This is a genomic window from Paenibacillus sp. OAE614, assembly GCF_040546645.1.
Classification (GTDB): Bacteria; Bacillota; Bacilli; order Paenibacillales; family Paenibacillaceae; genus Paenibacillus_AQ; species Paenibacillus_AQ favisporus.
The window spans coordinates 5,445,412-5,457,500 of the sequence record NZ_JBEPOD010000001.1 but is presented as its reverse complement, the minus strand read 5'-3'; the positions used below and the strand labels follow the sequence as shown (position 1 = coordinate 5,457,500).

The 12,089-nt window shown below is 52.9% G+C and carries 8 protein-coding genes, 14 tRNA genes and 2 rRNA genes (1 of these 24 running past the window's edge); 22 read left to right on the top strand and 2 right to left on the bottom strand.

The genetic code is table 11. The annotated features are described in order from the left end of the window. From ABIE48_RS25230 to ABIE48_RS25130, 21 genes are all read left to right on the top strand, one after another. Positions 1 to 778 (top strand): 23S ribosomal RNA (locus tag ABIE48_RS25230) (it extends 2,150 nt beyond the left edge of the window). Between the two features lie 234 nt (positions 779 to 1,012). Further along, positions 1,013 to 1,129 (top strand): 5S ribosomal RNA (rrf, locus tag ABIE48_RS25225). 78 nt (positions 1,130 to 1,207) lie between these two features. Then, positions 1,208 to 1,283, top strand: a tRNA-Asn gene (locus tag ABIE48_RS25220). Between the two features lie 60 nt (positions 1,284 to 1,343). After that, positions 1,344 to 1,415: transfer RNA gene (locus ABIE48_RS25215), tRNA-Glu, on the top strand. Positions 1,416 to 1,580: 165 nt separating this feature from the next. Then, positions 1,581 to 1,656: transfer RNA gene (locus tag ABIE48_RS25210), tRNA-Val, on the top strand. Positions 1,657 to 1,716: 60 nt separating this feature from the next. After that, positions 1,717 to 1,790: transfer RNA gene (locus ABIE48_RS25205), tRNA-Met, on the top strand. A 33-nt stretch (positions 1,791 to 1,823) separates the two neighbouring features. Beyond that, positions 1,824 to 1,900: transfer RNA gene (locus ABIE48_RS25200), tRNA-Asp, on the top strand. A 302-nt stretch (positions 1,901 to 2,202) separates the two neighbouring features. After that, positions 2,203 to 2,275, top strand: a tRNA-Thr gene (locus tag ABIE48_RS25195). An 8-nt stretch (positions 2,276 to 2,283) separates the two neighbouring features. Beyond that, positions 2,284 to 2,359 (top strand) — tRNA-His (locus ABIE48_RS25190). A gap of 8 nt (positions 2,360 to 2,367) precedes the next feature. Then, positions 2,368 to 2,442, top strand: a tRNA-Gln gene (locus ABIE48_RS25185). A gap of 4 nt (positions 2,443 to 2,446) precedes the next feature. Further along, positions 2,447 to 2,522, top strand: a tRNA-Lys gene (locus ABIE48_RS25180). An 18-nt stretch (positions 2,523 to 2,540) separates the two neighbouring features. Continuing rightward, positions 2,541 to 2,624: transfer RNA gene (locus ABIE48_RS25175), tRNA-Leu, on the top strand. Positions 2,625 to 2,635: 11 nt separating this feature from the next. Further along, positions 2,636 to 2,710: transfer RNA gene (locus ABIE48_RS25170), tRNA-Gly, on the top strand. Between the two features lie 3 nt (positions 2,711 to 2,713). After that, positions 2,714 to 2,790 (top strand) — tRNA-Arg (locus ABIE48_RS25165). A gap of 23 nt (positions 2,791 to 2,813) precedes the next feature. Beyond that, positions 2,814 to 2,887 (top strand) — tRNA-Pro (locus ABIE48_RS25160). A gap of 63 nt (positions 2,888 to 2,950) precedes the next feature. Continuing rightward, positions 2,951 to 3,024 (top strand) — tRNA-Gly (locus ABIE48_RS25155). An 847-nt stretch (positions 3,025 to 3,871) separates the two neighbouring features. After that, the gene (locus ABIE48_RS25150) at positions 3,872 to 4,534 is read left to right on the top strand and encodes an S-layer homology domain-containing protein (protein WP_145029700.1); all 663 of its coding nucleotides are present in this window, start codon (positions 3,872 to 3,874) and stop codon (positions 4,532 to 4,534) included. 384 nt (positions 4,535 to 4,918) lie between these two features. Next, a complete protein-coding gene (locus ABIE48_RS25145) occupies positions 4,919 to 5,362 on the top strand; it encodes a MarR family winged helix-turn-helix transcriptional regulator (RefSeq protein WP_105445110.1) in 444 nt (147 codons plus the stop codon). A gap of 15 nt (positions 5,363 to 5,377) precedes the next feature. Then, complete coding sequence (locus ABIE48_RS25140) at positions 5,378 to 7,006, top strand: MDR family MFS transporter (RefSeq protein ID WP_192717464.1); 1,629 nt, start codon at positions 5,378 to 5,380, stop codon at positions 7,004 to 7,006. 290 nt (positions 7,007 to 7,296) lie between these two features. Continuing rightward, on the top strand, positions 7,297 to 7,899 hold the full coding sequence (locus ABIE48_RS25135; RefSeq protein WP_145029697.1) for a TetR/AcrR family transcriptional regulator: 603 nt from the start codon (positions 7,297 to 7,299) through the stop codon (positions 7,897 to 7,899). A gap of 25 nt (positions 7,900 to 7,924) precedes the next feature. Continuing rightward, positions 7,925 to 8,944 carry a 2,3-butanediol dehydrogenase gene (locus ABIE48_RS25130; RefSeq protein WP_192717463.1) on the top strand — a complete coding sequence of 340 codons (1,020 nt, stop codon included), beginning with the start codon at positions 7,925 to 7,927 and terminating at the stop codon, positions 8,942 to 8,944. Between the two features lie 126 nt (positions 8,945 to 9,070). Here ABIE48_RS25130 and ABIE48_RS25125 read toward each other — a convergent pair whose 3' ends face one another. Together ABIE48_RS25125 and ABIE48_RS25120 are read right to left on the bottom strand one after the other, a co-directional pair. Continuing rightward, positions 9,071 to 10,222 (bottom strand): phosphodiester glycosidase family protein, encoded by a 1,152-nt coding sequence (locus ABIE48_RS25125; RefSeq protein WP_192717462.1) that lies wholly within the window; start codon positions 10,220 to 10,222, stop codon positions 9,071 to 9,073. Between the two features lie 229 nt (positions 10,223 to 10,451). Further along, positions 10,452 to 11,228, bottom strand: coding sequence for an ABC transporter ATP-binding protein (locus ABIE48_RS25120; protein WP_116234592.1), 777 nt, complete (start codon positions 11,226 to 11,228; stop codon positions 10,452 to 10,454). 345 nt (positions 11,229 to 11,573) lie between these two features. Here ABIE48_RS25120 and ABIE48_RS25115 point away from each other — a divergent pair, with 345 nt between their 5' ends. Next, positions 11,574 to 12,038 (top strand): acyl-CoA thioesterase, encoded by a 465-nt coding sequence (locus ABIE48_RS25115; RefSeq protein WP_076177062.1) that lies wholly within the window; start codon positions 11,574 to 11,576, stop codon positions 12,036 to 12,038. The last annotated feature ends 51 nt before the right edge of the window (positions 12,039 to 12,089 follow it).

Below are 12,089 nucleotides of genomic sequence, written 5' to 3'. Positions count from 1 at the left end.
AGGATAGGTGGGAGCCTTTGAAACCTGAGCGCCAGCTTGGGTGGAGGCGCCGTTGGGATACCACCCTGATCGTATCTAGGTTCTAACCTGGTACCGTGATCCGGTATGGGGACAGTGTCAGGTGGGCAGTTTGACTGGGGCGGTCGCCTCCTAAAGAGTAACGGAGGCGCCCCAAGGTTCCCTCAGAATGGTTGGAAATCATTCGAAGAGTGCAAAGGCAGAAGGGAGCTTGACTGCGAGACCTACAAGTCGAGCAGGGACGAAAGTCGGGCTTAGTGATCCGGTGGTACCGCATGGAAGGGCCATCGCTCAACGGATAAAAGCTACCCTGGGGATAACAGGCTTATCTCCCCCAAGAGTCCACATCGACGGGGAGGTTTGGCACCTCGATGTCGGCTCATCGCATCCTGGGGCTGAAGTAGGTCCCAAGGGTTGGGCTGTTCGCCCATTAAAGCGGTACGCGAGCTGGGTTCAGAACGTCGTGAGACAGTTCGGTCCCTATCTGTCGTGGGCGTAGGAAATTTGAGAGGAGCTGTCCTTAGTACGAGAGGACCGGGATGGACGTACCGCTGGTGCACCAGTTGTTCCGCCAGGAGCATGGCTGGGTAGCTACGTACGGACGGGATAAGCGCTGAAAGCATCTAAGCGTGAAGCCCCCCTCAAGATGAGATTTCCCAGTATGTAAGACCCCTTGTAGACGACGAGGTAGATAGGTTGGAGGTGGAAGTGCAGCAATGCATGGAGCTGACCAATACTAATCGGTCGAGGGCTTATCCAAAATTACCCCAAAAAGTGACGTGAAGCGTTAGAGCAACACCGATTACTTTTCGGGGACCCCGGAATACAAACCGGGTGAAGCTACGAAGATAAAACACAGATTCGTTTCGTATCTAGTTTTCAGGGAGTCAAAATTGCTGATTTCACTCCAAGCGGGTGAGAGCAGCCGGATGACTTTCAGCATTTGGCGATGCTGAAACCTGAATTATGCATTTGGTTATTAACCAATGCTCCGTTTGGTGGCGATAGCGGAGGGGTTCCACGCGTACCCATCCCGAACACGACCGTTAAGCCCTCCAGCGCCGATGGTACTTGGACCGAAGGGTCCTGGGAGAGTAGGACGTTGCCAAGCGGAAAACCACTTTTGTGGTATTTTTTTTGGCCTTGATGGTCACCTACATATGACAAAACTGGTTGGTTGTAACAACGTTCCCTGATAGCTCAGTTGGTAGAGCACTCGACTGTTAATCGAGTTGTCACAGGTTCGAGTCCTGTTCGGGGAGCCACTTTTAAAAAACGTCTAAGGATGTTTTGTTGCAGAAAACGGAATTAGACTTTATATATATGGCCCGTTGGTCAAGGGGTTAAGACACCTCCCTTTCACGGAGGTAACATGGGTTCGAATCCCATACGGGTCACTTTCTTTAATAGCATCAGGGATGAGAATCCAAAAAAGGGTTCGTCGGAGCGTTACTTCGGTAGCATCTGCATCGCAGTCTCGAACGAAGTGAGAGTATCCCATACGGGTCACTTTCTTATTATCATCAGGGACGAGAATCCCCCAATAAGTTACAAAAGATTATGGAGGCTTAGCTCAGCTGGGAGAGCATCTGCCTTACAAGCAGAGGGTCGGGGGTTCGATCCCCTCAGCCTCCACCACTTTACCCCAAAAAAGTTTATAACGAATACTATTGGGGGCCAAAAAAGTACATTTAATGACGCGGGGTGGAGCAGTCCGGTAGCTCGTCGGGCTCATAACCCGAAGGTCGCAGGTTCAAATCCTGCCCCCGCAATTATCTCCTTAAGATGGAGATCCCAAAGGCCGTGGAACCGTGGTGTAGAGGCCTAACATGCCTGCCTGTCACGCAGGAGATCGCGGGTTCGAATCCCGTCGGTTCCGCCATTTTAAATTGCTTCAGGGATGAGAATCCGAAATACGGGTTCGTCGAAGCATCTGCTTCGTTAGCATTGCATCGCAGTCTCGAACGAAGAGAGAGTATCCCGTCGGTTCCGCCATTTTAAATTGCTTCAGGGATGAGAATCCGAAATACGGGTTCGTCGAAGCATACACTTCGTTAGCGCTGCATCGCAGTCTCGAACAAAGAGAGAGTATCCCGTCGGTTCTTTTACTTCAGACGGAATCCAAATGGTTATTTGCTTTCGCGATAGATGGTTATCGCTTTGGAAATATTCAAATATTCATGCGCCGGTGTAGCTCAATTGGTAGAGCAACTGACTTGTAATCAGTAGGTTGGGGGTTCAAGTCCTCTCGCCGGCATGTTTGTGGCGGTCGTGGCGAAGGGGTTAACGCACCGGATTGTGGCTCCGGCATTCGTGGGTTCAAGTCCCATCGATCGCCCCATTATTTGTTGGGGATTAGCCAAGCGGTAAGGCAACGGACTTTGACTCCGTCATGCATAGGTTCGAATCCTATATCCCCAGCCAGTGAGAGCCATTAGCTCAGTTGGTAGAGCACCTGACTTTTAATCAGGGTGTCGAAGGTTCGAGTCCTTCATGGCTCACCAGTTTTATTTACAGGTTTTGCGCGTGTGGCGGAATTGGCAGACGCACTAGACTTAGGATCTAGCGTCTTTGACGTGGGGGTTCAAGTCCCTCCACGCGCACCACTTTGTTTGATGCGGACGTGGCTCAGCGGTAGAGCATCGCCTTGCCAAGGCGAGGGTCGCGGGTTCGATTCCCGTCGTCCGCTCCATATGCGCCCTTAGCTCAGCTGGATAGAGCGTTTGACTACGAATCAAAAGGTCAGGAGTTCGAATCTCTTAGGGCGCGCCATTTAACTGTTTTACAATAGATATCGGGATGTAGCTCAGCTTGGTAGAGCACCTGGTTTGGGACCAGGGGGTCGCATGTTCGAATCGTGTCATCCCGATACGCATGCACGGCTTCGTGTAAGTCTTGATCTTTCTGCACTCAAGGCTTGCACGGAGAATGTGCGGGTGTAGTTCAATGGTAGAACTTCAGCCTTCCAAGCTGATAGCGTGGGTTCGATTCCCATCACCCGCTCCATACATAAAAACATAACGCCGAAAGGCGTTTTTTTTGTTGTGGAGCGGTTGTGTGGGAGAGAACCTACGCAGGCGTGGGTACGACCGTCCGTGCCGGCTACACTGAAGGAACCCGTTCAGGACGCGCGTCAACATCTACCTCTGTGTCGGGTCGAAGGCCCGCTTTTTAATCCGGATGTTGAGTATTCCCATCACCCGCTCCATACATAAAACATAACGCCGAAAGGCGTTTTTTTTGTTATGGAGTGGTAGTGTGGGAGAGAACCCATGCAGCGTGGGTACGACCGTCCGTGCCGGCTACACTGAAGGAACCCAATCAGGACGCGCGTCAACATCTACCTCTGTGTCGGGTCGAAGGCCCGCTTTTTAATCCGGATGTTGAGTATTCCCATCACCCGCTCCATACATAAAAACATAACGCCGAAAGGCGTTTTTTTTGTTATGGAGCGGTAGTGTGGGAGAGAACCCATGCAGCGTGGGTACGACCGTCCGTGCCGGCTACACTGAAGGAACCCGCTCAGGACGCGCGTCAACATCCACCTCTGTGGCGGGCCGAAGGTCCGCTTTTTAATCGAGATGTTGAGTATTCCCATCACCCGCTCCATACATAAAACATAACGCCGAAAGGCGTTTTTTTGTTGTGGAGCGGTTGTGTGGGAGAGAACCTACGCAGGCGTGGGTACGACCGTCTGTGCCGGCTACACTGAAGGAACCCGCTCAGGACGCGCGTCAACATCTACCTCTGTGGCGGGACTAATCCGAAGATTTTCCCATGGTGCAACCTTCCATATTTTCTTTGCGTCTGTAGGAAAGACAAGACCAAATTTTCCCGAAGAAGGTGTGGCTAGATGAAGAAGAAGCATGTTGTATCAGGAAGTGTTGCAGCCCTGGCGTTATCCCTGGCGATCGGCGGGTCAGTGTTCGCGGCAGGAGAGGGCTTTACGGATTTGGCGGGAGTCGCCGGTGCCGATAAAATCGCTGCGCTCCAGCAGCAGAAGCTGCTGAAGGGCGACAGTGAATCGGCCTTCCGGCCGCAGGCACAGCTGACAAACGCAGAAGGCGTTCAGCTGCTGGCAAACTTGCTGGCTGACGTGCCGGTTACGAAGGCAGCCGAGGGAAGCGAAACCGCAGCCCTGACAAACGTGAAGACAGGCGCATGGTTTGCTCCAGCTTTTCTTACGGTTACGAACCACGACATCGCCCTGCCGGCTGATATTGAGCCTAGTCAAGGCATGACTCGTGAAGCTTTCACGCAGTATTTGATCGAGACGGTGGAAAAGAAGGGCAACCTGCCGATGATCAATTTGGTACCTAAAGACATCGCGGATGACAGCAAAATGACTCCTGAGTATCAAGGGGCTATTCAGCGGGCGCTGGCCTGGGGGATTGCCGACCTGGACAGCAGCGGCAACTTCCGTCCCCAAGATCAAGTGACCCGGTCTGAAGCAGCGGTAATGGTGTACAACGCGCTTGAATTTTTGAAAACGCACAATTACCCTAAGCCGGAATAAAAGAGTCGGAAACTGTCTTTGTTGTCAAACTGAAACGAGATCCGTCGATGAAACACAGCAGCAAGCCACGACGAATATCGACAAAAAAGTCACCCTCGCAAAGGGTGGCTTTTTTTGTTGAGAAGACGCTTTTTAGAAAAATAGGAGCCAATCGAGAAAGAGGAGAACCTCTTTTTTTTCTGCTTTAAAAAAGGACAAGTCTCCCTAAACCGCCTCTTGACTATCTGGCTGCGGAGGCGTAATATTACTTAAGTATTTAATGATTAAGTTACTAATTGATTAAAAATTTATCTATTAACAAATAATTAATTAGTGTCCTAATGTAACTGCGGCAATACGACGCGGATGGTCACAGATCCATACCACGCCAAGGAGGTCAACCGTTTGTCCAGAAATGAACAATTGTTTGAAGTGGCGGCGATGTTCCGGTCGCTGCTGAAAAGTATGTCCCATGAATGGAACAAAAACAGCGCCAAGCAGTATAATCTGACTTTTCCCCAGTTTCAGGTATTGTATGCATTGAAGCTCCGGGGCCCACAGAAGGTATCCGAACTAGCCGAAATGCTTGGCCTGACGTCTCCCGCCATAACGAGTTTGACGGATAAGCTCCTTGCTTCGGGTTATGTAAACCGGGAAAGGGCCGAGAACGACCGGAGGGTCGTGTATACCTCCATTACAGAGAAAGGGATGTCTACGATCGGGCAAATCGTTGAGGACCAGCAAGAAATCATTACGGTGTTCTTTGAAATGTTGTCCGAAGAGGATGTACAGCATTTGAGAAGGATCTTCTCATTAATGCTTTTGAATATAGATCATCATGAAGCATAGAGGTGAAAGAGGTACATGGAGCATTTAACGCTGAAGCGTAAAATAACCATCATGATCGCGATTATGGCGGCGATGTTTTTTGCGGCCATTAACCAGACGATCACAAGCACGGCGATGCCGCGTATTATCGCGATCCTGGATGGTATGGATTACTATACATGGACGATTAATATTTATTTGTTAACTTCGACGATTGCGACGATTCTGGTCGGTAAATTGTCGGATATGTTTGGACGCAAGCCGTTCATTCTGATCGGGATCCTATTTTTCATGTTAGGCGCGTTCTTAACCGGTACTTCGGATAATGTGTACCAGTTCATCATTTATCGCGGGATTCAGGGGATTGGCGCTGGTATCATCCAATCGACGGCCTTTACGGCGGTAGGGGATTTGTTTCCTCCGCGCGAACGCGGTAAATGGATGGGCCTCATGACGGCGGTGTTCGGTTTCTCCAGTGTCCTGGGACCGACGCTTGGCGGTTATCTGGTGGATCATATCGACTGGCACTGGCTGTTCTGGATTTTCCTGCCGCTTGGCATTGTCGCTTTTATTATGATTCTGACGCTGTTTCCGAAAGTGGACCGCAAGCACGGACAGAGCGTCGATTACGTGGGTTCTTTGTTCCTGACGACGACGATCGTTCCGCTGCTTCTTGCCTTTTCCTGGGCGGGGACCGAGTACGAATGGGGCTCTTGGCAGATTCTTAGTCTCCTTGGAGCAACCGTTGTATCTGCACTCATTTTTATTTATGTGGAAACCTTGGTGAAGGAACCGATACTTCCGCTGCATTTGTTTAAAAACGGCGTGGTGACGGTCTCGAACTTGATCGGCTTTATTATGAACTTTGGCTTGATGGGAGCCATGATTTATATTTCCTTCTACGTGCAGGGCGTGCTGGCTATTTCTCCGACTTACGCGGGTTACGTCACGCTGCCGATGTCGCTGTGTATGGTCATCACGAGTGCCATTACCGGTCAATTGATCGCCAAAATCGGGAAATACAAGCGCTTTGCCCTGATCGGGATGCCGGTTATGATTATTGGCATGGGCCTGATGATCTTTATGGATAACATCGCGATGACGATCGTCAGCACGATCATTTTCGGTATTGGCCTGGGCCTCGGGATGCCGGTCTTCTCGCTGGCAACGCAAAATGCGGTGTCGCATAAGGAGCTCGGTGTCGTTACCGCATCGACGCAGCTGTTCCGTAACCTTGGCGGTACGATCGGTATCGCTGTGATGGGTACGGTTATGTCGAACAGTTTGACGAAACATTTGAAAGAAGCGCTGCAGTCCCCGAGTGCTCCGGACTTCAGTTCACTGGATCCGAAGACGGCACAGAGCTTGCTCGCTTTCGCCAATCCGCAGACACTCATGAACAAGCCCCTGGTTGAAAAGACGGAAGCGAGCCTGCCGGAGCAAGCCAGAGCACTGTTCGTGCAAATGATCGACAGCATCCGGCACGCGCTGGGTGATACGCTATCCACCGTGTTCCTTACAGGTACGCTGGTGCTTGTCGTGGCTCTGATCCTCGTGTTCTTCTTGAAAGAACTGCCGCTTCGTTCCACCAACCAGACACCGGAAGCGAATGCTCCGTCGGGAAATGCGAACGTGAAGCCGGGCAAGGCGGTAACCGCCGAATAATTCCGTTATTGATTCCATACCTCCAGTCCGTTGAAAACGGTCTGGGGGTATTTTTTTAGGGGAAATTCATTAGAGGGACAGAGCGGAGTGTTGACACCATTTCGCCACAGGTGTACAATGGCTTTGTTAAACAAATGTTCAAAACGATCGTTCAAAACAATTGTTTAAGAGCTGCATGCCCATTTGACGCCGTCAGGTTCTAATGGTACGTTTATGATGACTTGATTTGAACAAGTGTTCAAATCCATGCGTAACCGAAGATTCCATAGTCAGGTGGTGCGAGCTTTTTTATGAATTCCAACAATGAAATCAAAGATAAAGATGTGAAAGTGGTTATTCTCCAAGCCGCGAAGAAGCTGTTTGCTCTTAAGGGGTTTGAAGGGACGACCGTAAGGCAGATCTGCGAGGAAGCCGGCGTATCGCTGGCGCTCGTGTCCTATCATTTCGGCGGTAAGGATAACGTGTTCTACGCGCTGTTCGAACCGCTGCGGCAGTATTTTGCCGACATGCATTACGATCTGGAGGACCCGGTTTCGGACCTGCGCAGGTTCATCGTCAACTTCGTGGATTACCGCTATGAGGAGCGGCATTTGATCAGCATCCTCCAGCAGGAGCTGATGATGAAGAGCCCCCGGGTGGAGAAGCTGACTTATGCGATTTTTCCCACATGGGAGCATTTGCGGCAAATTCTCAAGGCAGGGATGGATCAGGGGGCGGTCACGTTTCCGTCGCTTGCGTTTGCCGTGAATTTTACGATGGGAACGATCATCTCCTCGATGCTGGATCCTTACTTGAATCCACTTGACGAGAAGGGGACGGAGCCGAAGCCGGAGCAGGCGGCTGACCTTACGGTACGCTATATTTTTCGCGGATTAGGGATCGGTTCGAAGTAAATACTGTAGGGAGAAGGTAGACATCATGAAGGCAGCACACATTTATGGACCAAGAGATATCCAGGTGAAAGACATTCCGGTACCAGAACTGACGCCGGGAACGGTAAAAGTGAAGGTCGAATTTGCGGGGATTTGCGGGAGCGACATGCACGAGTATTTGGCCGGACTGTATCCGATCCGCAAGCAGCCGGTGCTCGGCCATGAATTTTCCGGTGTCGTCACGGAGATCGGCGAAGGCGTAGAGGGTATTATGGTGGGTGACCGGGTGGCTGTGGAGCCGCTCGTTCCGTGCGGCCGCTGCGCCAACTGCAGAAGAGGCTTGTCGCATCTGTGTTCGAACTCACAGGGATACGGCTACTCGATGTCGGGGGGATTTGCCGAATATGCCGTGGTGAAGCAGGAAAACGTGTTTGTCCTGCCGGATCACATGAGCCTGGAGCTCGGGGCGCTTGTTGAGCCGACGGCCGTAGCGGTTCACGCGGTACGCCAAAGCCAGCTGAAGCTGGGCGATACGGCGGCGATTTTCGGCGCGGGTCCAATCGGGCTGCTGCTTCTGCAGGCGGTGAAGGCAGCGGGTGCCGGCAGGATTATCGTCGTGGAAGTGTCTGACGAACGCCGGGCGAAGGCGCTGGAGCTGGGAGCAACGCATGTCATCAACCCGGTCGAAACCGATGCGGTTCAAACGATCCGCGAAATGACGAAGGGCGGCGCGGACGTTGCTTATGACGCAGCAGGTGTTCAGGCGACGTTTGAATCGGGGGTCAGTGTGGTCCGCCCTGGCGGAGAATTCAAAATCATCAGCCTGTGGGAAAAGCCGGTTACGTTCAACCCGAGCGTGATCGTCAAATCCGAAGCTAAAATCAGCGGCTCCTATGCCTACAACAATCTGTTCCCGGAAGTCATCAGCCTGCTGGCCAGCGGGGCGATCGACGGCAACAAGGTTATTACGAGTATGATCGCGCTGGACGATATTGTCGAGAAGGGCTTTGAGCAGCTGACGCAGGACCGCAAGCAGTGCAAAATTTTGGTGAACATGAACCTTTAACGATTCAGGAGCCATTGAGATTTGGAGAGACGGTACTATAGATCGATACCACTGATGAATATGAAAAGCCTGGGCGAAATAAATTCGCTCCAGGCTTTTTTCGATAGGCAGGGCAAGGGCCCCGTCTTATTGAAATTTCACGACAAGCGCATTGCTGATTTTCCGGCCGGGAGTGGTCAGGTACTTGCCGTTATAGTACAAACCGCTGGAAGCCCCGCCATCCAGGTTCATGGCCTGGTAGGCTCCGGCCTTCTTCATGATTTCCGCCAACTGGGGAATGGTAGCTCCCCCGGTGGTCAGCAGGATCAGCCGGTGATCCCGGGTCAGGCCGAGCGCGCTGCGGGCCCCTCCACCGGTAAGAATCTTTGGATCTTTAAAGCCTTCCTTCTTCACGTTCAGCGAAACTTTGCCGTTCACCAGCAGCCGCGGCCCGGCCTGAAGACCACCTTCGATCCAGCCTTGCTCAAAGGCTTGGCCAAAATCGGGACCGGCGATAATCCGCGCCAAGTGGTTGGCATCATAAGCGAAGATGGAACGCTTGTCGCCGGGGCTTGGCATCTTGACGGTGCCATGGCTCACGATATAGCCGTATGGAGCCTTGTAGGCGCCGCTAGTATAAGCGTCAAAAAAGGTGCCGTTGACGGCCACCTTTGCGCCGCTGCGCTTGGCGATGCTGGAGAGGTCTTCGACCTTGCCGGGGGTATTCCCGGCGAGTACGACATCCAGCTGAATCTTCGGATGCAGCAGGTCGATCGTCACCATCTGGGCGGAAAACGATCTGCTGCCGACCTTATACGTTTGGCGTGCGCTCACGATCGGGTTTTTCAGGGCTTGTCCCACGTTTCGGGTAACGTAGGGGAGATACTGTTCCGCTCCTTCCCTGGTCAGCTTGACGGCTGCTTCGTCCTTCTGCCAACTGGCTTCAACGCCGAGCTTGCTGACGATGAGCGACAGCGGTACATAAACCGAGCCGTTCTCGCGGAACGGGGCGGCGGCTAGAGCGAGGCTAGCGCCGTCGAAAGCGGCGGACTTCTGCGCGAGGTGAAGCGTCAGGCGGTGGTTGCCCTGGAAAATGTCGAGCTGCTTGGCGGCATCGTTCCACTGAGTGGTCACGCCTTCGAATTCGCTCAGGGAGCGGACCGGCAGGAAGGAATAGCCGCTTTTCGCATCGACGATCACGACGTTTTTGACGGCCGAAGCGGCGGAAGCAGGCGCGGATGGCGCAAGGCACACCCAGGTAAGGCACATGATGAGTACTGCGGTTAACCATTTTTTCATGCTGCAAAAATATCCCCTTTGTCTCGAAATATAAACCAATGTTCAGGAAATCATTTCCTTACTAGTATATCGGCTTACAGAGCGGGAACTTTGAGCCGGATGTCATAAGGTTTATTCGCTAAACTATACTGGGCGAAGCCGGACAAGCTCTCGATGGTGCAAGCATAAAAAAGGAGGAACTTCGATCAACGAAGCCCTCCTTTTGCGATCCGCCCTGTAATCGCAGCGCCTATTCCGCTACGCGCACGTATACCCGGTCTCCGTGACGGTCAACCTCCACCGGGGATTCGAACAGGTCGCTGAGCGTGTCCGCGGTCAGCACGTCCTCGGTCCGCCCGCTGCAGACCGCCTCGCCGCGTCTCATCAGCAGCACGTGGCTAAACGCCGGCAAAATTTCCTCGGTGTGGTGCGTGACGTAAATGAGCGTCGGCGCGTCCGGCTGCAAGGTCAGCTCCCGGATGCTGTCCAGCAGCTTCTCCCGGGAAAACAGATCCAGCCCGTTGCACGGCTCGTCCAGAATCAGTATGCGTGGATCGGCCATCAGCGCGCGGGCAATGAGCAGCTTCTGCTTCTCGCCCTGTGAGCAGGTGCGGTATTCGCGGTCCCACAAATGACCGCAGTTCATCGTTTCCATCAACTCGCGGGCACGGTCGAAGTCCTCATCGCTCGTTTTGTCGTACAAGCCCACCGTGGCGTGCTTTCCGCTGACGACGATGTTCTGGGTGCGGTCCGATCCGTACAGACGCTCCTGAAAGGAGTTGCTGACCCAGCCGATCGATTTGCGCAGCTCGCGCAGGTCCACTTCCCCGAAGCGGTGCCCCAGCACGCTGACCGAGCCCTCGGACGGCCAAATATAACCGTTGACGATGTTCAGCAGCGTCGTTTTGCCCGAGCCGTTCAGTCCCAGCAGCGCCCAATTCTCGCCGGGCTTCACCTGCCAGCTTACATTTTTCATTAACGTATGCTGCCCGCTTCTCCACGTAATGTTCTCGATATCGATGATCATCAGGTTCCCTCTCTCTCTCTTGATCCGCAGTCGGATACATGCTGTTCTTCACATGTTAAAACAAATCCCGGTCCTGTCAATACCTGAGCCGAAGAAACGGCAAAGGATAACGTCCCCAGGATGCTCTGATCACTGGCCCCATCTGGCGATTTCCTTAAATCATACGACGCGGGGAAAAGGGCTGTCGCCGCGATAATTGCTGAACGGGGGAAGCATTTTTTGCTATAATGGGCATCAGACAGCCGGAAATCGGGGCCTGATCCGGCCAAGCCGTCAAGCCGATGGGGATCTCACGTGCTTGTACGGCAGGCAGGGGAACAGCGGGTCCGCAAAGGAGACATTTTCATGAAAAGGGAAAGCTTTATTCAGCCGGATGCTGCAGGCTGGCTGCAAAAGTTTCATTTTTCAATCCCGATCAAGGTGCGCTACTGCGAGACGGATATGCTTGGACATGTGAATAACGTCAGCTATTTTATGTATTTTGAACAGGGCAGAATTGAATATTTCGAGCAGCTCGGGCTGTTTGCCGACTTGTTCGGCGAGGAGAAAGTGATGGTGGTTGCCGACCTCGAATGCCAATATCTCGCCCAGATGTACCGCAGCGATCCGGTGCAGCTCCACGTTCGGGTGGCGTCGATCGGGCGCTCCTCCCTGGACATTGAGTATGCCGTCGTCGCTTCAGGAGCACTGAAGGCGGCCGGACGCGGAGCGGTCGTGCTGATCGAAACGAAGAGTGGGAAGAGCACCCCGCTGCCGGAGGAAATCAAGGAAGCCATCCGGGCGTTCGAAGGAACGGGTCTGGCGCAATAGCCGTCTGCTTGGAAGAACGTCACTGTAGATGGGGAAAAAGATGCAGAAGCA